Annotated in this window: 18 protein-coding genes; 6 read left to right on the plus strand and 12 right to left on the minus strand. The window is 67.8% G+C overall.

What is annotated here, in order from left to right; all coding sequences use genetic code 11:
* Nucleotides 1-130: 130 nt before the first annotated feature.
* The 4 genes from AC07SQ_RS16090 to AC07SQ_RS16105 all read right to left on the minus strand — a co-directional run bounded on the left by AC07SQ_RS16090 (nt 131) and on the right by AC07SQ_RS16105 (nt 5390).
* Nucleotides 131-1126: a fimbrial protein gene (locus tag AC07SQ_RS16090; protein ID WP_495273457.1), complete on the minus strand. Its 996-nt coding sequence runs from the start codon at nt 1124-1126 to the stop codon at nt 131-133.
* Nucleotides 1123-3735 (minus strand): fimbria/pilus outer membrane usher protein, encoded by a 2613-nt coding sequence (locus AC07SQ_RS16095; RefSeq protein WP_495273458.1) that lies wholly within the window; start codon nt 3733-3735, stop codon nt 1123-1125. The genes AC07SQ_RS16090 and AC07SQ_RS16095 overlap by 4 nt, the downstream gene beginning before the upstream one ends.
* 80 nt (nt 3736-3815) lie before the next feature.
* Entirely contained in the window at nt 3816-4601 is a 786-nt protein-coding gene (locus AC07SQ_RS16100; protein ID WP_495273459.1) for a fimbrial biogenesis chaperone, read from the minus strand.
* A gap of 219 nt (nt 4602-4820) precedes the next feature.
* Nucleotides 4821-5390, minus strand: a complete 570-nt coding sequence (locus AC07SQ_RS16105) for a fimbrial protein (protein WP_495273460.1) — start codon at nt 5388-5390, stop codon at nt 4821-4823.
* Nucleotides 5391-5967: 577 nt separating this feature from the next.
* Here AC07SQ_RS16105 and AC07SQ_RS16110 point away from each other — a divergent pair.
* The 5 genes from AC07SQ_RS16110 to AC07SQ_RS16130 all read left to right on the plus strand — a co-directional run bounded on the left by AC07SQ_RS16110 (nt 5968) and on the right by AC07SQ_RS16130 (nt 11787).
* Complete coding sequence (locus tag AC07SQ_RS16110) at nt 5968-6504, plus strand: fimbrial protein (protein WP_495273461.1); 537 nt, start codon at nt 5968-5970, stop codon at nt 6502-6504.
* A gap of 65 nt (nt 6505-6569) precedes the next feature.
* Nucleotides 6570-7340: a fimbrial biogenesis chaperone gene (locus AC07SQ_RS16115; protein WP_495273462.1), complete on the plus strand. Its 771-nt coding sequence runs from the start codon at nt 6570-6572 to the stop codon at nt 7338-7340.
* Nucleotides 7341-7353: 13 nt separating this feature from the next.
* Nucleotides 7354-9960 (plus strand): fimbria/pilus outer membrane usher protein, encoded by a 2607-nt coding sequence (locus tag AC07SQ_RS16120; RefSeq protein ID WP_495273463.1) that lies wholly within the window; start codon nt 7354-7356, stop codon nt 9958-9960.
* A gap of 43 nt (nt 9961-10003) precedes the next feature.
* On the plus strand, nt 10004-11131 hold the full coding sequence (locus AC07SQ_RS16125) for a fimbrial protein (protein WP_495273464.1): 1128 nt from the start codon (nt 10004-10006) through the stop codon (nt 11129-11131).
* A 200-nt stretch (nt 11132-11331) separates the two neighbouring features.
* Nucleotides 11332-11787: a hypothetical protein gene (locus AC07SQ_RS16130; protein WP_369631105.1), complete on the plus strand. Its 456-nt coding sequence runs from the start codon at nt 11332-11334 to the stop codon at nt 11785-11787.
* On the opposite strand, the gene AC07SQ_RS16135 is transcribed toward AC07SQ_RS16130, so the two are convergent.
* The 7 genes from AC07SQ_RS16135 to AC07SQ_RS16165 form a co-directional block, all read right to left on the minus strand.
* Entirely contained in the window at nt 11778-12821 is a 1044-nt protein-coding gene (locus AC07SQ_RS16135) for a helix-turn-helix domain-containing protein (protein WP_495273465.1), read from the minus strand. The genes AC07SQ_RS16130 and AC07SQ_RS16135 overlap by 10 nt on opposite strands.
* 264 nt (nt 12822-13085) lie before the next feature.
* Nucleotides 13086-15722, minus strand: coding sequence for an ATP-binding protein (locus AC07SQ_RS16140; RefSeq protein ID WP_495273466.1), 2637 nt, complete (start codon nt 15720-15722; stop codon nt 13086-13088).
* Nucleotides 15723-15749: 27 nt separating this feature from the next.
* Nucleotides 15750-16487: a response regulator gene (locus AC07SQ_RS16145; RefSeq protein WP_070063911.1), complete on the minus strand. Its 738-nt coding sequence runs from the start codon at nt 16485-16487 to the stop codon at nt 15750-15752.
* Nucleotides 16488-16684: 197 nt separating this feature from the next.
* The gene (gene nadE, locus AC07SQ_RS16150) at nt 16685-17533 is read right to left on the minus strand and encodes an NAD(+) synthase (RefSeq protein WP_495273467.1); all 849 of its coding nucleotides are present in this window, start codon (nt 17531-17533) and stop codon (nt 16685-16687) included.
* Between the two features lie 123 nt (nt 17534-17656).
* A complete protein-coding gene (locus AC07SQ_RS16155; protein WP_495273468.1) occupies nt 17657-18838 on the minus strand; it encodes a phospholipase A in 1182 nt (393 codons plus the stop codon).
* Nucleotides 18835-19293: a hypothetical protein gene (locus AC07SQ_RS16160; RefSeq protein ID WP_495273469.1), complete on the minus strand. Its 459-nt coding sequence runs from the start codon at nt 19291-19293 to the stop codon at nt 18835-18837. The genes AC07SQ_RS16155 and AC07SQ_RS16160 overlap by 4 nt, the downstream gene beginning before the upstream one ends.
* Nucleotides 19290-21386, minus strand: a complete 2097-nt coding sequence (locus AC07SQ_RS16165; protein WP_062476196.1) for an ATP-dependent helicase — start codon at nt 21384-21386, stop codon at nt 19290-19292. The genes AC07SQ_RS16160 and AC07SQ_RS16165 overlap by 4 nt, the downstream gene beginning before the upstream one ends.
* A gap of 150 nt (nt 21387-21536) precedes the next feature.
* Between AC07SQ_RS16165 and AC07SQ_RS16170 the strand changes: the two genes are divergently transcribed.
* Nucleotides 21537-22556, plus strand: a complete 1020-nt coding sequence (locus tag AC07SQ_RS16170; RefSeq protein WP_495273470.1) for an AEC family transporter — start codon at nt 21537-21539, stop codon at nt 22554-22556.
* Nucleotides 22557-22565: 9 nt separating this feature from the next.
* Here AC07SQ_RS16170 and AC07SQ_RS16175 read toward each other — a convergent pair whose 3' ends face one another.
* Nucleotides 22566-23216, minus strand: a complete 651-nt coding sequence (locus AC07SQ_RS16175; RefSeq protein WP_495273471.1) for a hypothetical protein — start codon at nt 23214-23216, stop codon at nt 22566-22568.
* Between the last annotated feature and the right edge of the window lie 261 nt (nt 23217-23477).

The following is a 23477-nucleotide window of genomic DNA, read 5'->3' on the forward strand; positions in this document are numbered from 1 at the left end:
GAAGCTGCCTCCGCGGTGCGCGAAGAATCTTGATTCTGGTCAGGGGGTGTGCTTTTCTTGATCCGATCCTGCCGCTGGGTGATCCTTCCTTGCCCGCTTCTTGGTACGGAGCGAGCCTCTCCATGGGCTCTTACTTGTATTCGATGCTGAACGTGGCGGTGCCGTCGGCCCGACCCGGCGTCACCTGGTTGCCGGTCTGGAAGTAGCGCGCGGTGTAGTTCAGTACGTAGTCGCCGTTCATCGAGGTGCCGACCAGCGCTTCTTCCCCGAACTTCACGGGCACGTTCTTCGCGTCGATCACCTGGATGCCCACGCCGGTCGCCAGGCTCGGCGTGCCTCGCGTGGGTCGCAGCACGCCGGCTTCGTTCGACGGGTCCTGTGGCGCATCCATGCGCAGGTACACCGTGTTCTGCGCGTTCTGTCCCGCCTTGCAGTTGAGCTTGATGCTGAACTTGCGTTCGGCCGTGGTGCTGCCGCGGCCCTTGAAGCCGTCCTTGGGCACCTTGCCGAATTGCACCAGGATGTTGCGCGAGCCCAGGTCGACCGAACACGAGGGCGTGATGATGGTGATGCCTTCGCCCAGCAGGTTCGTCGTGAGAACCGACTTGGTGTCGGCGACGCTGTAGTACTGGGTGTAGGTGCCCTGCGCGAGCGGGCCGTTGCCGGTGACGGGGGCGGTCTTGAGCAGCTCCACCTGGAAGCGGGACGCCGCGTTGAAGTCGGTGAAGTCGCTGTCGGTCGTGCGTTCGTGCGGGTAGTAGGTGACCGAGCTCTGGTCGAAGTAGCGCGACAGACGGATGCCCACCCCGGGGACCGCGGTAGTGAACACATGCTCGTAGCCCGGCACGGGGGTGCCCTGCAGCATCACGCCTTTCACGACGCCGCCTTTCTTGCAGGTCCATGGCTTGTTGTTCGTGCCGGACAGCGGCAGGGGAAAGAGCTGCTGCTTGAAGACCGTGCCCACGGCGGCGTCGTTGGGAATGACGACACGGCCGATGGTCATGTTGACCACCTTTTCCACATAGCCGCTGGTCACGTAGCACGCGGCCTGCGCCGGCGAGGCGCACAGCAGCAGGCCCAGGGTCGAGGCGGCCGTGCAGGCATTCAACAGGGGGCGTCTGCTCATTTCATTCCCTTCGGTGGCACGCTGTCTGTCGCCTGGCATTGCGCGGTCAGTTCGCGGATGGGCGGTGGGCTGGGGTCGACCGGCAGGCGGTAGGGCACGTCGCACTGGTCCGTTGCGTCCTGGCCCCAGCGCACGGTGAGCCGGCCGCTGTCGCCCGCGCCCGTGACGAAGGCCTGGCCGTCCGGTCCGACGACGCCGACTTCCTGGCCGCTCTCGCTCTCGATCCGCGCGCCCAGCGGCAGTGCGCGTCCCTTGCCGTTGGTCAGGGTGATCAGCAGCCGGTAGCCCACCGAGGTCTCGAACCGCGCGGCCACCACGGCGCCGCGCGTGGGCACCACGTCCATGGCGGCGTTCTTGACTTCCACGGTGTCACCCAGGTCGCCGGTGCGAAGCGCGACGCGGTTGAGCCGGTACGGGCTGAGGTTCGGAATGACAGCGTCGCCCGCCCAATCGGTGCTCACGCCCGGACGCGATTCGAGGCCGACGCCCTGCGCCTTGGGCGCCTGCACCAAGGCCACGGTTTCGCCCAGAGGTTGCGACAGCGTCACGCCGCTCGCATGCGCCAGCAGGCCGCCGGCCACGCCGACCGTGGTCTGGCCGTAGCCCGGGCCGCGCGAATGCCCGAGGTCGAAGCGGCCCACGGGCGAGAGGTAGCTGGCGCTTGCGCTGCCGCTGCTGTCGCCACCCTGGTTGGCATGCGCCGCGGTCAGGTTGTAGGTCAGGCGGCTGTCGTCGAACGCCGCGCCGTAGACGCTCGCCTGCTGCACCAGCCGGCCACCGATCTCCCGCGTGGCGGCGTACTGCGCGTGGGCGCGCGTGTCGCCCAGGGGAATGGTCAGCGTGAACATGATCTGCCGGTTCGGCGCGCGGTTCAGGCTGGTGCTGTGGTTGTAGAAGAGGCTGTAGCCGAACTGCCTGTAGCTGCCCGAGTAGCCGATTTGCACCAGCCGGTCCTGGGCGGAGGTGCCCCAGTAGCTCTGCTGGCGCGCCGAGGCGTACACCGATCCCCACTCGCCGAGCTGCTGCGACAGCTCGAAGCGCAGCTCGTTGCGCCGACTGTGGAACGACTCCTGCGGCTGCAGGTCTTGCATCTGCACCGCCTCCTGGAAGGTGCGGTAGCCGCTGGTCGAATAGCGGTAGCCCGCCACGCGAAAGCTGGTGCCGGCGTCCAAGAAGGATTTCGAATACAGGAAGCGCAGCGACTGCCCGTTGTAGACCGACGCGCCGTTCAGGGGCGTGCGATCGGTGGTTCGCGCGTGCGTCAGGTCGACCGAGACGGCACCGAAATCGCGCAGGTTCTTGCCAACCCCCACGAGCAGCGACTGGTACATGTTCGCCCCCATCAGTCCGCCGTACAGCGAGAGCTCGTTGCCCAGCCCGCGCGCCAGCGTGGCCTGCAGGAAGGCCGGTCGTTCCGCCGCAGGCGTGGTCGGCGAGGTCTCGACGCCTTCGCCATTGCGGTACCTGCCGACGGCGGCCGAGAAGCGCCACGTGCCTTCGCGCAGCAGCGTGGGCACGGCCGAGAAGGCCTGCGTGTAGCGCGTCTGCCGGCCGTCGGCCTCGGCGATGCTCACTTCGAGGTCGCCGCTCGACGAGGTGGGGTAGAGGTCGTCGATGACGAACGGCCCGGGCGCGACGTAGGTGCTGTAGATGATGTAGCCGTTCTGGCGCACCGTGACCCGCGCGTTGGTCTGGGCGACGCCGCGGATGGTGGGGGCGTAGCCCTGCTGGCTGTCGGGCAGCATCGCGTCGTCGGAGGCCAGCTGCACGCCCCGGAATGGCAGGCTGTCGAAGAAGTTGCCGGGCGTGTTGCCGTCGCCGATGCGCAGGTAGGCGTTGATCGATGCCAGGTCGCGTTGCGCATACGTGCTCACGCTTTGCCAGCGGCTGTGGCCGTCGAGGCCGCGGTTGTAGGTCGAGAAATGACGAAAGCGCCAGTCGCCGACATTGAAGCCCGCGCGCAGTCCCGCGAAAAGCGTGTTGCGCTGCGGCTTGCGCGCGTTGTCGGCAAACGGATTGCCGTCGAAGATGTTCTGTGGCGCCGTCGGCATCGGCGCAGCGTCGCGCGTGCTGTTGCCGCTGTAGCGTGCGAAGTTCAGCTGGTAGTCCAGCATCGCGGCGGTGATGCCGCGGTCCCATTTTTCGGGGCCGACGGCGCCGCGTGCCGATCGCTTCAAGGCCGCTTGCGGGATGCTGAGCGTCAGGCGCTGCTTGCTGCCGTCGTAGGTGACGGCGGATTCGGGAATGGTGGAGGCCAGGTCGACGCAGGCGTCGTCGGGGAGGTTCGCCAGGCCGGGAAACACCGGCACGTTCAGGCCCCACGTGTCGAACATGCCGCGTGTGAGGCAGGGCGTGGCGTCGAGCTGGCCCTCCACCGCGGTGAAGCGGATGTCGGTCTGGCCGGTGCTGCGCTCGTTGAGCGAGACATCGACGAGGTACGTCCCTGGCAGCACGCGATTGCCCGTGGAGAACAGGGACAGGTCTGCATGCGGCTGGTCGCCGCCGATGCTGAGAAATTCCGCATTGAAGTCGGCACTGCCCGACGGCGGCCGTGGCGCGGGTTGTTGTGCGAGGGCGGGCACGCTCAGCATGCCGAGTGCACCCAGCATCGCGGCGTGGAGTGCCGATCGGGCCGGTGCGCGAAAGATGCAGGAGTGACGCATGGCGATTCGTCCCGGACGCGGCGTCGTCACTGCTTGCTGCCGTCCGCCGGGGCGGCGGGCGGCGGCAGCGGCTCGGCCTTCACCGCCACGGGCGTGGCGCCCTGAGGAACACGGACCTGCTCCCCGGGCGTCTCGCCGCCGTAGTCGTTGAGCGTGGTGAAGCTCACCCGGATCGCTTCGGGCGTCTTCACGGCGGTCAGCGGGTAGCTGGCTTCGCCGAAGGGCGGCACCATGTCCGCGTTGATCTTCTGCTGGCCGTTGTTGATATCCAGTGCCGTGAACGTCACGTGATAGGCCGACGGATTGGCCACCCGCAGCACCGCGCCACGCCCCTCGGGGCCGGGGCTCACCACCCACTGCAATTGCGCGCGCGACTCTTCCGGCTTGCCCGCCAGCCGCGCCGGCCGGTAGAACAGCTTGATGCGGCTGCGCACCGCGATCTGGAGCACGTTCTCCTCCTTCGAACGCTCGGGGATCTCCTTGACGTTGAGCCAGAACACCGACTCGCGGTCGGCCGGCAGGTCGCCGGCCACGCGCATGATGCGCAGGATGTTCTCCATGCCCGGATCGAGCCGCGACAGCGGCGGCGTGACGAGCAGCGGGGTCTTGTTCTGGCCTTCGCCGGCGTCGATCCAGGTCTGGACCACGTAGGGCGAGGTGCTGGTGTTCTTCACCGGGATGGAGGCTTCGCGGTCCTTCTCGCCCAGGATCACGCGCGTGCCGCTGAGCGTGATGCCCGCACCGGCCGGCCACGGAAGGCTCAACGCCAGCAGGACGGCCAAGGTCCATCGGAAGCGGTTCTTGCTGAACATAGAAAAAATTCCTCGGCGCGTTTCCGACACATGAACCGCGCGCACCCGACCGTGCCGGCGCACCACGCAGTGCGCCCGGCGTGCGGGCAAGAAAAGAAAACGGGAGGTGGCACCTGCCGCCGTGTGTCGATCGGGCGGTGGTGCCGTGAGGCCGGGGCGGTATCGCGCCGACGCGATGCGAAGGGCTTCGGTCGGCGTGCGAGGATCGCGGTGCGGCGGTTACTTGTAGGCGACCGTGAACTGCGCCACCGCGTTGGCGGGGCCGGCCGTGACGGCCGTTGCGGTCGCGATGTAGGCGGCCTGGAACTTCAGCGAGTTGTCACCCTTGCCGAGGATGTATTCCTGCGACTTCTCGCCGAGCTTGATGCGGGTGCCGGCGGAGTCGCCGAGTTCGATAGCCACGCCCGTGGCGGTTGCCGTGCCGACCTGGCCGGCGTTCGCCAGGCCCAGCAGGTCCGGGTTGCCCGCGGCGGCCACGCCGTTGAAGGTCACGAAGGCACCGGTGGCCGTGGCACCGCAGCCGATCAGGTCGATGGCGAACTTGGCGGGCGTGGCCTTCTTGCCGACGCTGGCAGCCGCACCGACAGCGATCGGGTTGCTGTCATAGAAGGTGGCCCGCGACACCTTGCCCAGCGGCACGGTCAGGTTCTGGCTGCTCGGTGCGATCGAGCACAGCGTGTCGACGATCTCGCCGGTGAAGTTCACGGTGCCGTCGGCGGCCAGCGCGCCTTGCGAGAGAACCACGGTGACCGCGACTGCTGCAGCCTTGAAAAAACTACCCTTTTGCATTTGATTTCCCTGAATTTTTAAGAATGAATAACGCTTTGCCTTTGTAAGGCGGGCGGAGTCTATTTCTTAAATCTTCTAGATGAAATGCGGAGTTTTCAGTGATTAACTTTGGTTGTGTTTGGTTGTTCGTTCTTGTGAAGAAATGGTGACATATTTCATGAGAAATGCAGCTTGGTGGAATTAAAAAACTCACCGCGCATAGCGAATGAATATGGTGATTTAAAGGAAGATCGCCGATTGAGGGTTGTCGGTGCTCAAGAAATTGCGTCCAAATTGTTAATTGAAAATGCAGATCACCACGCCGATCGAGTCTTTGCAAAAGTCCGCTTGAGCTGGGCCGGCGGCGTCAGCTCTTGGCCAAACGGTTAATTTTCGAGTGATTTAGTTCACCTTTGAATGTCCGCAGGTCATTGGAATATCACGCGACTCCAAACGCGTATGCCTGAGGGACACATGCCGTTCATAAATTGGCTTGACTCCCACGCGACCGGCGCAGGAGCACCGGCGTGACAGGGCCTCCGAAGACAAACCCCGCGCGCACAACATCCAAACCCACGTCTTCAGGAGTTCACTCGATATGCGTACCCATTTCATTGCCGCCGTTGCTTTCACTGGCGCACTCACCCTCTCGCAATCCGCCTCGGCGGCGGACGGGAACATCTCTTTCAACGGCGAGATCACGGGCCAGACCTGCGTGATCAACGGCGGCAACAAAGACATCGTCGTGACCTTGCCGACCGTCGCCGCCAGCACGCTCAGCGCGACCGGCAAGACGGCCGGCAAGACGCCGTTCAGCATCGAACTGACCGGCTGCGCCGCCACACCCGCCAAGGTGCAGGTCCAATTCGAACCGGGCGCCACCGTGGACAACACGACCGGCCGCCTCATTCCCGGCTCGGGTGGAGCCACCAATGTGCAGGTCGGCCTGAGCAACGCAGACGACGCCAGCCCCATCAAGCTCGGCCTGGCGCTGTCGGCGCAGAACTCCAGGGCCGCGGACATCGTCAACGGCGCGGCCTCGCTGCGCTACACCGCCGAGTACGTGGCCAGCGGCGGTGCCGCCACCGTCGGCAAGGTCACGACGAGCGTCGTGTATTCGATCGCCTACCAGTGATGGGTTGCGCGGGCGGCCGCGGCCAGCGGCTGCCCGTGTCCGGAATGACCGCTTCGGGAGGACCCATGAAGACTGCGCATGTATCGGCTGCGATGCGGATCGTGACGGCGGCCGTCGGCGCGCTCGTCCTGTGTGGCGGGGTGCAGGCGGCCGTGGTGATCGCCGCCACCCGCGTCATCTATCCCGCGAAAGAAACCGAGGTGACGCTGAGGCTCTCGAACGAGGGGGCGTCGCCCGCCCTGGTGCAGGTCTGGACCGACGACGGCAACGCCGAAGCCGGTCCTGCCGCGAAGGGCGCGCCGTTCCTGGTCACGCCGCCGGTGTCCCGCATCGATCCCACGCGCAGCCAGACCCTGCGCATCGCCTACACGGGGGAGCCGCTGCCTTCCGACCGCGAGTCGGTGTTCTGGCTCAACATGCTCGAAGTGCCACCCCGTCCCGAGGGGGCCATGGCCGACGCGAACAAGCTGCAGTTGGCGTTCCGTTCGCGGATCAAGCTGTTCTTCCGTCCGGCCGGGCTGGCCGGAAAGGCCGAGGGGGCTGCGGCCCAGGCGGTCTGGCGGCTGGTCGGGCGCGAGGGCGCGCCGGCGATCGAGGTGCGCAACCCGACGCCCTATCACGTGAACCTCGTCTCGGTGGAGCTCGAAGGCGATGGCAAGCGCGCAGGGTTCGACGACGGCGTGATGGTGGCGCCGGGCGAAACCAGGGAGCTCCCGCTGAAGGGTTCGCTCGATGGCCGTGCGGCCGCAGACCTCCAGCTTCGCTATCAGACGCTGAACGACTACGGCGGTGCCGTACAAGGCAACGCCGTGCTCCCCAAGGGCGCCGCACGCTAGCGGATGGCGATGCATGAAGGCCTCGAAGAACGCTGTGCGGACCGTGCGGCGGTTGTCCCCCTGCGCGGTGGCGGCGCTTCTGGCGATGGCGGCCGGCACGCAGGCCAGGGCCAACACGCCGGCCGCCGCAACGCAGCCTGCGGAAGTGCGTTTCAACGAAGACTTCCTGCGGCTGGGCAACGGCGTGCCGCTGGACCTGAGCCGCTACAACAAGGGCAACCCCGCTGAGGCGGGGCGCTATCGCGCCGACCTCTACGTCAACCAGGTCTGGCTCGGGCGCAGCACTGTCACCCTGAAGGCCGTGGGCGCGCGCAGCGGCGACGTTGCGACCTGCTTCGACCGCGATCTGCTGGAGCGTGTGGGCATCGACCTGCAACGGCTGTCGCCCGAGGCAGTGGCCCTGTTGCCAGTTGCCTCGCCCTCGCAACAAGACTGCGTGGCACTGGCCCAACTGGTGCCCGACGCGACCGCGTTCTTCGACAACGGCGAACAGCGGCTCGACATCGGCGTGCCGCAGGCGGCGCTTCGGCGCCAGGCGCGCGGCCATGTGGACCCGAGCCAATGGGACGACGGCGTGCCCGCCGCCTTGCTGCAGTACGACGCCAACTACTACCGCTCGAAGACCGCAGGACGCTCGGACAGCCAAGGCTATGTGGGCCTGATGGCGGGCGGCAACATTGGCCCCTGGCGGCTGCGGCACCACGGCAGCCTCACGACCGGCTCGGCGCGCGGCACGCACTACCAGGGCACGCAGACGTACGTGCAGCGCGCCGTCGAGCCCTGGGGCAGCCAGCTGGTGGTGGGTGATGCCTTCACCGAGGGCGCGCTGTTCGACAGCTTCGGCTTTCGCGGTGTGCAGCTGGCCACCGACGACCGCATGGTGCCGGAGTCTCAGCGCGGCTATGCGCCGCGCATCACCGGCATCGCTCGCGGCAATGCGGTGGTGCGCGTCAGGCAGAACGGCAACCTGCTGCGCGAGACCACGGTGGCGGCCGGCGCTTTCGTGATCGACGACCTGTACCCCACGGGCTACGGCGGCGACCTCGACGTCGAAGTCACTGAAGCCGACGGCAGCGTGCAGGTGTCGAAGGTGCCTTATGCGGCCGCGGTGAACGCGCTGCGTCCCGGCATCACGCGTTACCGCGTGACGGCGGGCCAATTGCGCGATTCACAGCTGCACAGCCGGCGCGCGTTGTTCCAGGGCACGGTGCAGCATGGCTTCACGAACATGCTCACGGGCTACGGCGGCGTGCTGGTTGCACGCGGCTATCGCGCCCTGGTGGGTGGGGCTGCGCTCAACACCAGCTGGGGCGCCTTTGGCGTCGACCTGACCGGCACCGCGGCCAGCCTGTCCGGGCAGGAGCGCCGAAGCGGCCACAGCGTGCGGCTGGCCTACACCAAGATCCTGGCGCCCACCGACACCCACGTCACGCTTGCGGCCTACCGCTATTCGAGCAAGGGCTACCTGGGCCTGCGCGAAGCCGTGGCGCTGGGCGAGGCCCCGGGGCCCTCGCGCGGCGACGGCAGCGGCCTGCCGGGCGGACACCTGCGCGGCCGCCTTCAGCTCATGCTCAACCAGAACCTGCCGGGCGACATGGGGTCGTTCTACCTGAGTGGCTCGACCCAGGACTACTGGAACCGCGAGGGCCGGGACACGCAGTTCCAGGCCGGCTACAGCAAGAGCTTCGGTCGCGTGAACCTCGGGCTCTCGGCCGCCCGGCAGTTCGACCCCTTGCGCAAGCGCTGGAACAACACGGTCATGCTGACCTTCGGCATTCCGCTGGACGCCGGGTCGCGCGAGGTCTACACCACGTCGAGCGTGCAGCGCGATTCCAGCGGCGCGATCGACATGCGCACCTCCGCAGGCGGCGTGTTCGGCGAAGACAACGCGTGGAGCTACAGCCTCAACGCGAGCCACAGCAGCGGGGGCGACGGGGTGTCGACGTCGTCACGCACCGGCGGCGGCGCCACGGTGGCCCATGTCTCGCCCGTCGCCACCTGGCGCGGCAGCGCGTCGGCCGGCGAAGGCTATTCGCAGCTGGGCATGGGCGTGTCGGGCGGTGTGGTGGCCCACGGCGGTGGCGTGGTGTTCGCGCCTGCGATGGGCGAAACACTCGCCATCGTCGAGGCGACGGGCGCGAACGGTGCGCGCGTCGCCAATGCAAGCGGGTTGCGTGTCGGGCTAGGAGGGCAGGCCGTGGTGTCGAACCTCGCGCCCTTTGCGAGCAACGAAGTCGAGCTCGATCCCAAGGGCCTGCCGATGAGCGTGGAGCTGAAGTCGAGCACGCAGCGCGTCGCACCCACGGCGGGCGCCGTGGTCAAGCTGAAGTTCGAGACCTCGGGCGGCGGGCGCTCGGTGCTCGTGCGCGTCACCCTGGCCGACGGCACGCCGGTGCCGTTCGGTGCGCGGGTGACGGACGCGGCGGGGCAGGAGGTCGGCACGGTGGCGCAGGACGGGCGGCTCTTGCTGCGCAGCGTGATCGCCGACGCCGCGCAGTACGAACTGGCGTGGGGCGAGGAGAAGGGGCAGCGCTGCAGCTTGCCGCTTCTGTCGGGCGCGGCGCCGACCGATGCCCCTGCGTCGCCGTGGCAGGTGGTGGACGCTCAGTGCGCCCAGTGAGGGGCGAGCCTGCCTCAAGACAACGGACAAACAAGGACACGCGATGAACTGCAAGGGATGGCTATCGAGATCGGGCAGCCGCATCATGCGCGCGGCACTGGTGTGTCTCGCCATGTGCTTGCTGGGGGTGCCTTCGATGACCCTTGCGCAAACGAAATGTGCTCCGATGGCCAATCAGATACTTGTTGTGCCAGCCACGATCGCTGTGCCTCGTGACCTGCCGGTTGGCGGGATCCTGATGGATTGGCGAGGCCTGCCTTCAGCGACGACTTCCATGTATGAGTGCACCGGGAATGCCGTTTTCGGCGCAGCAATCAGGGTCGCAGGACTGTCCAAGTCAGGCATTCAGACCAGTTACTCGGGGGCAGCGGTCAGTGTCTTCGAAACCAATGTTCCAGGGGTCGGCGTCGCATTTGCCATCGGCCTTTCAGTGCAAGGGCTTGCTTGCATGAGTGGTGTGCTGGATCCCGGTGGATTGCCTTCGGCAGGCGTTGCAGGAACGGTCCAGTCGGCGCCTGAATACGGCGTCTGGTTCCAGTGCGGGCTGGCGTCGTCGACCAAGACCACGCTGGGGATTGGCCTGCGCATGCAGTATGTGAAAACCGGCCCGATCAGCGGTGGCACCGTCACTCCCTCCGCGTCGATGCTGGAATCGAGGTACAGCATCAATGGCGTTCTCAGCAAGGGAGCATGGGGAGTGACCGTGGGACCCACTGTCATCCAAGGCCCTCCGACCTGCACTGTGCAGGATGTGGCCGTTGCCCTGGGATCACACAAGAGCTCGGCCTTCAGCAGGATTGGAGCCACGGGGCCCGCGAAGGCGTTCGCGATCACGGTCACGTGCCCTTCGGGCATGCTGGTCACTGTCGGCGGCATCTCACGGCCGCTGAACATCGGATATCAATTTGCCGCGCCCGCTGGTGTGTTGGTGCCATCCAACGGTGTGATCGCGTTGTCTCCGGGGGCGACCGCCTCGGGGATCGGCGTGCAACTGAAGGATGCCGCGTCCGCAGTCCTACAGTTCGGAAAGAACTATCCTCTGACGGGCTACAACGTTACTTCGGGTAGCACCCATTCCGTCAAGCTGCAGGCCGCCTACTACCAGACCGGAGCAGTGGTCGGGCCCGGTACTGCCAATGCCGTGATGACATTCACGTTGAACTACCAGTAGCACGCCCTTAACGCGCCCCTTGCGCATCCGGTGCGCATGCCCTCGGCACAACACGCCATCTTGCACCCAGACAGCGCCGTCGGGTGGAGTGAATGCACTGAGAAGCGCGTCACATTGCACGCTTAACATGGCTCCTTCGCCTTGCCCAAGGCGCTCTTGAACGTGCCGCTTCGGCGGCAGATGGCAAGGAGGGAGCACCCATGGAACGACGCACGGTTTCTCTTCGTCGGCTGGCCGCGATGGTTGGCATTTCCTGGCTGGGCGGGCTGGCGCTTGGCAGCCACGCCGGGGACGGCACCATTCATTTCACCGGCGCCATCGTCGCCGCGCCCTACCAGGTGGCCCTGGTGCAACCCCAGCAACATCAACGACAACAGCCGCAGCGGATGAAGGCGACATCGACGGGCGAACGCCAGGCCGAGCTGGCCTTTTCCCGTGAAACCGTGGACCGGCCCAGCGCGCGAATGAAGGTCGAGATGGCGCGCACGCAGGCGGTGTCGGCGCGCTTCGTGGACAGCCGGGGGCGCACGCAGGCCATCGATCCCGCGCAGTGGCATGCGATCGGCCAGCAGGGCGGCACGCTGTCACTGCTTGCGTTGGCGCAGCCGCAAGCGGGCGGCCCATCGGCCGCACTGGTGACGCTCGCCTACGACTGACGCTGCGACGTCGCGACGCTGGCGTGAACCATGTCGGTGGCGGCCATCGCACCGACGCCGACGCCCGCCATGTCGAGCCGCGAGATCGGCAGCGTCTGGCTCTGGCTGTGGCGCATGGCCATCCGCAGGCGGAACTCCTTGGGCGTCATGCCCTTGATCTCCAGGAAGCGCCGGTTGAAGTTGGCGATGTTGTTGTACCCGGCGGCGTAGCAGATGCTCGAGATCTGCTGGTCGCTTTCCATCAGCAGCTGGCACGCCTTGCCGACGCGCAGCCGGTTCACGAAATCGGTGAACGGCACGCCCGTGGCCTGGCTGAACAGCCGCGAAAAACTGCCCTGGCTCAGGCCTGTCTGCGCGCAGACCTCCGAGAGTGACAACGGTTGGTCGAGGTGCTGCCGGATGTACGCGACGGCCTTGCCGATGCCAGCGACCGTCTCCGCGTTGCCGTTGACCGGCAGCCAGCCCGACGAGAGCACGCGATGCTGCCTGCAGCGCGTGAGCAGGCTCAGCAGACCGAGAAACTCGGAGAACCGTTCGGGCCCTTCGCTGCGCTGCAGGCGCTCGAGGTGCTCGCGCACGTCGTCGCTGATGCCGAAGAACTCGACCCCGTAGCGGGCCATTTCGAGCAGCGGAGCCGCCTCTTGGAGCTCGGCGAACACCTGCATGCCCTGGCGCAGCGGTGCGTCCGGAAACTGCAAGGCGAGGCTGCGAAGTTCCACGCCTTCGGACGGCAGGTTGAGCGACACCCAGTTGTGCGGCAACCGGGGCCCGGTGAGCACCAGGTGACCCGGCTCGAAGCGCCCGACATGGTCGCCGACGAAGGCCCAGCCTCCCGTGTCGGCGATCAGGTGCAGCTCGTACGCGTCATGGCAGTGCCAGCGCTCCTGCGGTGACGGGCTGCCGTGCTGCAGGCTGTGCAGGAAGCCACGCTGGCCCGAAGGCACCGGACCGGTCTGCGGATGGTGCATGAAGCTGTGCTCGATCTCCGGCGCGGGGTTGCGGCGCACGCCTTGCGGCTTGATGGCGCTCCTCATCGCGGATGCGGCGCGGCGGCGCCCCGTGCGGTCTTCCTGCGTGTCCCTCGTCCTGGCATCGAGTACTCCCCTTTGTGTGTGTCTTGTGGCGGTTGCCGGGCCGTCCGGATTCGCGGCAGGCGAACGGTCGGCGCTCAAGACCTATTGGGGCGTAGCTCTGTAAATAAAAAGTAAACAATTCAAAAGCGCAAAGAAACACGCGCAATGCAAACAAGTGTTCTGCGCATGCGGACGCCCGCGGCCTGGGGCGCCCGCTTGGGGAACTCAGGCTGCGTGGGCCGTGGTCGCCGGTGCGTCGGTGCGGTGATGGGCCAGGGCCTGCGCAATGGCCCGCACCAGGTCGGCCGTGAGGAAGGGCTTGCGCAGGATCCGCGTGCGCGGCGGCACGGCGTAGCGGTGCGCGAGCAGGTCGGAGGGAAGTCCCGAGATCAACACCACCGCAGTGCGCGGGTAGAGGCGCTGCACGTCGCGCATCAGCTGCAGGCCATCACCGCCGGGCCCCAGGCTGACGTCCGACAGCACCAGGTCGAAGGCCTGGCGTTCGAGTGCGGCGGTGGCGTCGGTGGCCGACGCCACCGCCTGCACCCGCGCACCGTGCTCCTTGAAAAATTCGAAGGTGGCGTCGCGCACGTCGGTGTCGTCGTCCACCAGCAGCACCTGCAAGGCCTCGAGCGACAGCGCGGGCGGCGGCGGTGCGCAGGCCGGCGCCGCTGACGGCGCGGCCTCGGGCAGCACCAGGGTGAACGCGGTGCCCTGGCCGACGGTGCTGCGCACGCGCAGGTCGCCGCCCGACTGCTTGACGAAGCCGTAGACGATGCTCAGGCCCAGTCCGCTGCCTTCGTTCTCCTTGGTCGAGAAGAAGGGCTCGAAGATGTGTTCCAGCACGTGCGGCGGCATGCCGTGGCCCGTGTCGCTGATGCGGATCTCGACCACCGGGCCGGGGCTGCCCTGCGCGCCGTTCACGCCATGCGCCGCCGCCGCCGCGTGCCACGCGCTGTGCAGCGTGAGCACGCCCCCGCGCGGCATCGCAGCGCCCCCGTTCAGCGCCAGGTTGAGGATCGCGTTCTCGAGCTGCCCGCCGTCGGCCAGCACGCACGCCCCGTCGGCCTGCAGGTCGAGCTCGACGCGGATGCCCTGGCCGAGCGAGTACTCGATCAGGTCCTGCAACCCGGCCAGCATCTGGTCGACATCGATCACTTCGGCGCGCAGCGTCTGCCGGCGTGCAAAGGCCAGCAGGCGCGTCGTGAGCACGGCGCCGCGCTCCGAGGCCCGGAACGCCCGGTCCACGATCCGGCGCATGTCGGGCGACAGGTCGTCGCGCGACTGCAGCAGCTGCAGGTTGCTGAAGATCGCCGCCAGCAGGTTGTTGAAGTCGTGCGCGACGCCGCCCGTGAGCTGACCCAGCACTTCCATCTTCTGCGCCTGCCGCACCTGACGTTCGAGCGCGCGGCTCTCGCTCTGGTCGCTGTACAGCGTGACGAAGCCGCCGGCCGGCATGGGGTGGTTGCGCACGGCCAGCACCTGGCCGTTGTCGAGCAGGTAGTCGTCGCGCCGCCGCTGCGCATCGGGCGGCCCCAGCAGGTCGACGGCGGGGCGGCCGTCGGCCAGCGCCGGCAGCGCTTCGCGCAGTGTGTCGAGCGTCGCGCCGGTATGGATCGCCTGCGCGGGCAGGCGCAGCAGCGCGGCGAAGCGCGGGTTCCAGGCCACCAGGCGGCCTTCGGCGTCGAACGCGCCCAGGCCGTCGTCGATGCTGTCGAGCACCGTGCGCAGCAGGCGCCGTTGCTCCGAAATGTCCGCACCCATCCGCCGCATCGACAGCGTGTTGTCGCGGAACACGTTGAAGGCGCGGATGAGTGCACCGACCTCGTCGTCGCGCCGCGAGACATCGGGCGGCGCGCTGGCGTTGCCGTGCGACAGCTCGGTGATGGCGGAGGTGACCCGCGTGAGGTCGCGCAGCGATTCGCGCAGGCTCCAGTACCCGAGCACCAGCGCGGCGGCCGCGACCAGCAGCGCGAGCGTGACCGCGATCAGCCCCGAGCGCACGATCAGGCCCACCGAATGTTCGCGCGAGGACACCTCGGCGCTGAGTGCCGCCACATGGCGGTCGACCGAGCGCGTGAGCTCTTCCGAGAGCACGCGCGTGGAGGTCAGCAGCAGGGTCTTGCGATCGCGCAGCGCGAGGTGCTGCCTGCGCAGCGCGAAGATGCTGTCGGCCTGCGCGGCGATCTGGGCGCGGATCGCCGCATCGATGCGCAAGGCGTTGGCTGAGCCGGCGTAGGCGAGATAGACCCGCTCGGCCTCGTCCAGGTCGAGCGTGTTGTGGGCGTACAAGGCAACCCGCAGCAGATGCAGCGTGTGGTCTGCAACGAACCTGGAACGCTCGGGCAGATCGGCGATGCGGTGCTCCATCTGGCTCAGCGCGTGAATGCGCCCGCGGCCTTCTTCCCGCAGCGCGAGGTCCAGGCGCTTGAACTCGATCAGATCGTCCAGCACCACCTGCATGGCGCTCAGCACCTTCGGCACACCGGTAGCCGCGCCGCTCGCCGGCGGCAGTTGCGCCGCGAGCACGCGCACCTCCTCCTGTCGCTTCAGCAGATCGGCCTTTTCCTGGTTGAGCCGCGCCGATATCGACATTTCCGCCACGTACGGCGCTGCCGCCGCCAGGTGCGTGACGCGCTCCGACAGCGCGAGCGACTTCGCCACCGACGGCAGGATGCGCTCGTCGAAGCCCTGGATCGCGGCCTTGGCGTTGAACAGCGCCACCATCGCCACGGCGGCCAGCACCAGCGTGGTGATGGCCAGTACGGCGAACGCGGAGAGCCATCGCCCGCGCAGGCTGCACGAGCGCTTGCGCCCGCGCGCAGGCGCGTTCGCGTTCGAGGAGGTGCGGGGGCCTTGCATGGGCGGGCGGGTGCGGGCGCTGCTGCCTCAGCAGCGCACCACGTTCGCTGCAAAGCGGTAGCCCGCGCCGCGTTCCGTGCAGATGAAGCGCGGATGGTCCGGGTCTTCTTCGATCTTGCGGCGCAGGCGCGACACCAGCACGTCGATCGTGCGGCTCACCGCGTCCGACTGGGCGCTGCGCGTCTTGAGCAGCAGCTGCTCGCGGTCGATGACGCGGTTCGCATGCAGCACGAAGACCTCGAGCAGGGCGAACTCGCCGTGCGTCAGGTCGCAGGGCGTGCCGTCGCCGTGCAGCAGTTCGCGCGCGGTGATGTTGAGGGTCCAGGGGCCGAACAGGTAGCGCTCGTGGCTCAGGCGGTCGGTGCGCAGCGATCGCGGCATGCCGGTCTCGGCCGAGCGGCGCAGCAGCGCGCGGATGCGTGCGACCAGTTCGCGGTTGTCGAAGGGCTTGGCGATGAAATCGTCGACGGCGGTTTCCAGGCCCAGGATGCGGTCGGCGGCCGTGCCCTGGCCGGTGAGGATGATGATCGGGATGCGCGAGCGCGTGCGCAGCTGGCGTGCGAGCTCGATGCCGTCTTCCTTCTTCAGCCGCAGGTCGATGATCACGAGCGAGAAGGCGCGCTGGTCGAGCCGGGCGGCCATGGCCAGGCCGTCCGGCACGGCCTGTGCGCGAAAGCCCGACGACTCCAGCAGGTCGACCAGCGTCTCGCAGACTTCGGGATCGTCGTCGACCACCAGGATTTCGGGTTTCACTACGTCAAGCATGAGGTTCCAGAAGGCCGGACTGTGTGTCCGGTCGTCCAAAATTCTTGCAGACAAAAGCGCACCAATTGATACCTAAAGGTTAATCAAGTCCCTCTCAGGCTGGTATTTCGCGACTTTTTTTCGTCCGATGCTTTACACATGCATCGAAGCATCCCTTTCGGGGACTTCAATGTGATCCGTTTGTCACGCGGAATGGGTCACTTCAGTACAGGCGGTTCGACCGGCAGCGCCCGCTTGTGGGCGCTCTTGCGATGCGTCGACAGGATCACCGCGCGCGCCGCGGCCGACACCGGCTTGCCTTCGAGGAAATCGTCGATCTGCTCGTAGCTCACGCCAAAGGCGTCTTCGTCGGGCTTGCCCGGCACCAGCGACTCGAGGTCGGCCGTGGGCACCTTGTAGACCAGCGCATCGGGCGCGCCCAGCAGCTGCGCCACCGCGCGCACGCGGCGCTTGTTGAGGCCGGTGAGCGGCGTGATGTCGGCGGCGCCGTCGCCGAACTTGGTGAAGAAGCCCATGAGCGCTTCGGCCGCGTGGTCGGTGCCGATCACGAGGCCGTCGTGCGCACCGGCCACCGCGAACTGCGCAATCATGCGCTGGCGCGCCTTGATGTTGCCGAGCACGAAGTCTTCGTGCGCCGCATCGCGAAAGGCCTGCCCGCCGGCGTGCAGCGCGGCCAGCATCGCATCGGCAGCGGGGCGGATGTCCACCGTCAGCAGGCGGTCGGGGCGGATCACCGCCAGCCCGGCCTGCGCCTCGGCCTCATCGCGCTGCACGCCGTAGGGCAGGCGCATCGCGATGAAGGTGGCGTCGCGGCCTTCGGCGCGCAGCTTCTCGACCGCGCGCTGCGCGAGGCAGCCGGCGGTCAGCGAATCGACGCCGCCGCTGATGCCCAGCACCAGCGTCTTCAGGCCGGTGCTGCGCAGGTAGTCGGCGAGGAAGTCGGTGCGCCGCGCGAGTTCGGCGGCGGCATCGAAGACGGGCGCCACGTGCAAAGCCGCGATGATCTCGCGCTGCGTGGCATCGACGGGAGACAGGTCGTGATTCATTGGGCGATCCTTCTTTGCGATCTTCCGGTGGAACACCGCGGAACCGGCTTTGCCGGGCCGCTGGTGTTGCCCCCGGTAGGGGGTTGGCGAAGCGACACGAAGTGCGCGAAGACTGGGGGCGAGTTAGAAGTCCACGAGGCTCAAGCCGATGCTGAGCACGGTGCGCTTGCGGTTGTAGTCCACCAGCGTGTCGCCGTAGCCATGGAACAGCTGCGTGTGGAAACGCAGGTTGCTCTTGGTCGGATCGCCGATGGCCTTCAGCCATTCGAGGCGCACCGAGCCGCGGCCGCTGTCGCGCAGGTTGTTGCGCACCGTGATGCCCAGCTGGTTGTCGTGGTTGAGGTTCCAGCGGCCCGTGACTTCGGCGCGGCCGATGTAGTCGGCGATGTCGGGGTTGTCGTCCTTCGCGGCGCTTTCGGACATGCGCTGCCAGATGCGGCCCGTGACGGTGAAGCGGTCGTCGAGCTCGGCGCCGCCCATCAGGTACACGCGGTTCCAGCTGCGCGACAGCGGCAGGCTCTGGCCGTTCGACTGGTGCACGATGCCCACGCCCGCATAGCGCCAGCGCCAGCCGCCGGGCAGGTGGACGTCGGTCGGGTAGACATACATCAGCTCGGGTTCGTGGTCGGTGGTGCGGAAGGGCCGCGAGATCGAGCCGTTGAACAGCTGCCAGGTCGACTGCTGCGAGTAGGCGAACCACAGCGAGTCCTTCTTGATCGGGTCGTTCTGCGTGAGCATGCCCTGCGCGAGCTTGGTGCGCACCGACAGGCCGATGCGCATCTCGTTCGCCTGGTAGGCCACGGGCTCGGCCGTGTGGCCGGCCGACGGCGAGGTCGGCGGCTGGGGCTTGTCGGTGGCGGCCGAGGCCGACACCGTGAGCGGGCGGTAGCCGCGAAACCCGAAGGTGCCGCAGTCGGTGGCGTTCTCGAGTTCCCAGAAGCGCGACAGCGTCGAGTACTGGCGGTCGCGGCAGCCTTCGGTGGTGGCGACCGAGACCACGCGCGTGGCCGGAATCGCGCCGTCCACCGGCGGCTGCGTGCTCGCGAGCACGGGCGGTGCCACGGGCACCGACACCGAGGGCAGCGTCTGTTGTTGCGACCAGCGGTCGTAGCAGGCCAGGCGTGCCTCGTTGTTCGCGCCGAGCGCGGCGCATTGCTGCCAGGTGAGTTGTGCATCGGCCAGCGGACTGGCGGGCTTGTCGACGGCTTGTGCTTGTGCGACAGATGCGGCGCCGAGGCATGCGGCCACGGCAGCCACGGTGCGCAGCGTGAACAGAGAAGCAGGGTGTCGTCGTGTCGTCTTCATGGCTTTCCTTCCTGTGCGACGGTCTTGCGCAGCACGAACGGGTGCGTGCGCTCGGTCGCGGCATCGCGCCATGTGCCGCGAAACTCGCGGCCGCAGGCGCCGGGCTGCAAGGTGCCCGACCAGACGCCGCTGATGGCGCGGCCGTCCAGCGATTCGTCGATGGACAGCGCGCCCTCGTCGTCGACGTCGCCCGCGAGCTGCGCGACGGTGGTCTTCGTCGAGGCATCGGCGCGGCGCGTGATGGTGCCGCGCACGCCGGCGTATTCGGGGTGCTTGCCCAGCTGCACGACGGCCGTGCCGGGCAGGTCGTCGAAGCGGGCGTCCCACTGGCCGTACAGCGCCTGCAGTGGCAGCTCGCGTGCGTCGGCGGGGCAGTTGGGGTCGCGGGGCGTTGCGCAACCGGCCGCGAGGGCGGCGGCAAGCAGCGCGACTGCGACCGTCGCCGTCATCCTCATGGCGTGGCGGCGGCCTTGGCCGCGCTGTCCAGCGCCTTGCGTGCGAACTCGGCGCGCAGCGCCTTCAGTTTCTCGCGCGGGTCTTCCTTGGTCGTGGCCTTGTCCAGGCCCATCTCGGCGATGAAGCGGCTGGGCATGCAGGGCACCATGTCGCGGCCCTGCTTGCGCTTCTTGGTCCAGCTCACGGCCAGGCTGCGCTGCGCGCGGGTGATGCCCACGTACATGAGGCGGCGCTCTTCCTGCAGGCGCTGCGTGGTCTCGTCGCTCACCACCTTCTGGCGACCGTTGTCGTCGTCGAGCTTGAAGGGCAGCAAGCCCTCGGTCACGCCGATGAGCATCACGTGCGGCCACTCCAGGCCCTTGGACGCATGCAGCGTCGAGAGCGTGACCACGTTCTGGTCCTGCTCGCGCTCGCTGATGGTCGACAGCAGCGAGATGGTCTGCGCCACTTCGAGCAGGCTCTTGTGTTCGTTCGGGTTCGTGTCGTCGGCGCCCGAGGCGTCGTCGAGCGAACCGCCGGCGCGTTGCGACATCCAGTCGACGAACTCCAGTACGTTGGTCCAGCGCGTGGCGGCCGCGGCCTCGCTGTCTTCGCCTTCGTACAGATGGCGCTCGTAGTCGATCTCCTTGAGCCACTCAAGCATGAAGGCGCGCGAGGCTTCGGCGCCCATGGTGCGGCGCGCGCGGTATTCCAGGTCGTTGATGTAGCGGCCGAACTCGTGCACGCCATCGAGCGTGCGCTTGGGGATCACGCTCGGCAGCGAGGGGCTGAACAGCGCCGCGAACAGGCTCAGCTTGTACTGGCTCGCGAAGCTGCCCAGGCTGGCCAGCGTGGTGTGGCCGATGCCGCGCTTGGGCGTGGTGATGGCGCGCAGGAACGCCGGGTCGTCGTCGTTGTTGACCCACAGGCGGAACCAGCCGCACAGGTCCTTGATCTCGGCGCGGTCGAAGAAGCTCTGGCCGCCCGACACCTTGTAGGGAATCTGTGCCTTGCGCAGCGCCTGTTCGAAGATGCGCGCCTGGTGGTTGGCGCGGTACAGGATCGCGAAGTCGCGGAACTCCTTGTACTGCTTGCCCTGCGACACCGTGTCGCCCGCGCGCAGGCTGATGATGCGCGCCACCGTGCGCTCGGCCTCGTGCAGCTCGGTGTCGGCATCGACGATGCGCACCGGCTCGCCTTCGCCGAGTTCGGAGAACAGCGTCTTCGGAAACAGCTTGGGGTTGGGGCCGATCACGTTGTTGGCCGCGCGAAGAATGGCGCTGGTGGAGCGGTAGTTCTGCTCCAGCTTGATGACCTTGAGCGTCGGGTAGTCGACCGGCAGCTTCTTCAGGTTGTCCAGCGTGGCGCCGCGCCAGCCGTAGATCGACTGGTCGTCGTCGCCCACCGCCGTGAACTGGCCGCGCTCGCCGGCCAGCGCCTTGAGCACTTCGTACTGCGTGGCGTTGGTGTCCTGGTATTCGTCGACCAGGATGTGGCCCAGCATGGCCTGCCACTTCGCGCGCACCTCGGGGAACTCGTACAGCAGCTTCAGCGGCATGCCGATGAGGTCGTCGAAGTCCACGCTCTGGTAGGCCTGCAGCCGCTCTTCGTACTGGACCATGATCTCGGCCGTGATGCGCTCGTTGTCGTCCACCGCGGCGGCCGCGGCCTGCGCAGCGTTCAGGCCCATGTTCTTCCACTTGCTGATCGTCCACTGCCAGATGCGCGCGGTGGCGATGTCGACGGTGCCGCCGCAGTCTTTCAATATCTTGGTGACGTCGTCGGCGTCCAGGATGCTGAAGGCCTTCTTCAGGCCCAGCACGTGGCCGTCTTCTCGCATCATGCGCACGCCCAGTGCGTGGAAGGTGCACACCACCACCTTGCGCGCGTCGCGCCCGATCAGGTCCTTGGCGCGCTCGCGCATTTCGGCCGCCGCCTTGTTCGTGAAGGTGATGGCCGCGATGCGCTCGGGCTTCAGGCCCGACTGGATCAGCCGGCCGATCTTGTGCGTGATCACGCGCGTCTTGCCCGAGCCCGCACCTGCGAGCACCAGACAGGGACCGTGCATGTAGTTGACCGCTTCTTGCTGGGCGAGATTGAGACCGTGGGACATGGGGGAGGGGGGAACCGGGAAAGCGGGAACGCGAAAAAGGCAGGAGGGGCCGCAGGGCGCGGCCGTCGCAAAGCGGGCAATGATACGGGCCCGGCTGCGGCCGTCCGTGTCAGCGGGCATCGCGCGACGAAGGAGGACGACAATGCCGGCGTGCTGCCTGTTTTTCTTGTTACTTTTCCTTTCTTCGCCCTGATCGCGGCCGGCTACGCCGCCGCCCGCACCCGCATCCTGCCGCTGGATGCGATCCCGGGGCTCAACACCTTCGTGCTGTATTTCGCGCTGCCCTGCATGCTGCTGCGCTTCGGCGCGGGCACGCCCATCGCGCAGCTGCTGGACTGCAGCGTTGCACTGATTTGGGGCGTCTGCGCGCTGGCCGTGGTGGCGGGCGTGGTGCTGTTCACGCGCAATGTGCGTATCGGCTGGAACGACGCGGCCTTCGGCGCGCTGGTGGCGGCCTTTCCGAACACCGGTTTCATGGGCGTTCCGCTGCTGGTGGCGCTGCTGGGCGCGCAGGCCGCCGGGCCGATCATCATCACCATCGCGTTCGACCTGGTCGTGACCTCGTCGCTGTGCATCGCGCTGTCGCGGCTCGACGGGGCCGGCAGCGCAGGACGCCACGGCGCCACACTGGCCGTGCGCAAGGCGCTGCGCGGCATCCTCGTGAACCCGATGCCGTGGTCGATCCTGCTGGGCGTGCTGCTGTCGGCGGTGCGCTGGCAGTTGCCCGGGCCGGTCGAACGCACCATCGCCATGCTGGCCGACGCGGCCTCGCCGGTGGCGCTCTTCACCATCGGCGCGGTGCTCGCGCGTTCGGCGCTGCTGGCACGCGAGCACGGCGCCAGCGCCATGGTGGCGGCGGCGATGGGCACCGGTGCCGGGCCCACGCCGAAAGCGCCGCTGGCCGACGTGCTGCCCGTGGTGCTCGTGAAGCTGGTGCTGCATCCGCTGGCGGTCTGGGCGCTTGGGCGTGGTGCCATCGCGCTGGGGCTGCCGCTCGCGCCCTCGGCGCTGGCCGTGATCGTGCTGGTCGCGGCGCTGCCGAGCGCGAGCAACGTGTCGATGCTGGCCGAGCGCTTCGGCGCCGACAACGGCCGCATCGCACGCATCATCCTGTGGACGACGGTGGCGGCGTTCTTCACCTTCCCGGTGGCGGTCGGCGCGCTGCGCTGACCGGGGGCGTCACTCGGTCAGCACGCCCAGCTTGTAGGGGTCGGCATCGGAGAGCCGCTCGCACTTCGAGAAGTCGCGGCCCTGCGTGCCGTCGCAGTAGTAGGTGTTGTAGATGCGGCCGAACAGCGTCGGGCTGGCCGTGAAGAGCACGCCGTGGTCCGGCTGCCAGTTGTCCTTGGGGGCGGGGGCGGTGGCTTCCATCGGGCGTGCCGCGTCGGTGGTGGCAGGGGCGGGCGTGAAGTCGGCCAGCGTCTTGCGGGCTTCCTCGCCGCGCCAGCGCACCGCCAGCTCGGCCGCCGTGGGGCGGGTCGCCACCGGCACGAGGATGCCGTTGACCTGCAGGCCGTGCCCGAAGCGGTGCGTCTTGCCGGCCAGGAAGGCGTAGGCGCAGGCCGCCATGCAGTGGCCGCGCACCTCGGTCTGCACGCCGCTCTCTCGGATCGCGTCGGCGTACGCGCCGGCCGCTTCGGCGGTGCCGCCGAACGAGTCTTCGAAGACCACGGTGCGCACCGTGCCGCTGCTCAGGAGTTCGGTGAAGGCCTTGACCTTGCTGCCGTCGAGCGTGCCCGACACCACCAGCCGCCGACCCTGCAGTTCGAGTTCCGCCGCGCCCGCGGACCCCGCAGCGGCAAGGTACGAGAGCGACACGGCGACAGCCACAGCAACCCCAGCCAGAAGAGACGACGATTTCACGGCGACCTTTGCATCAAGCGAGCGGGCACGAAAGACCGCGGACCCAGCGATGGAACCGCACAGGCACAGCTTGTGCAAGGGCGGGGGTACCGTCAACTCTTTTTGCAGATTATTTCGGGGTAATCCCAGGGCATGTCTAAAGGCATACCGTGCGTTATCTCTTCAGATGAATGCTTGCGTATGCAGTTGCACTGCTACAGTGGTTCCGAGTCCAAGGTGTGAAGGGTC

This window comes from Variovorax sp. GW821-FHT06D12 (assembly GCF_059419205.1).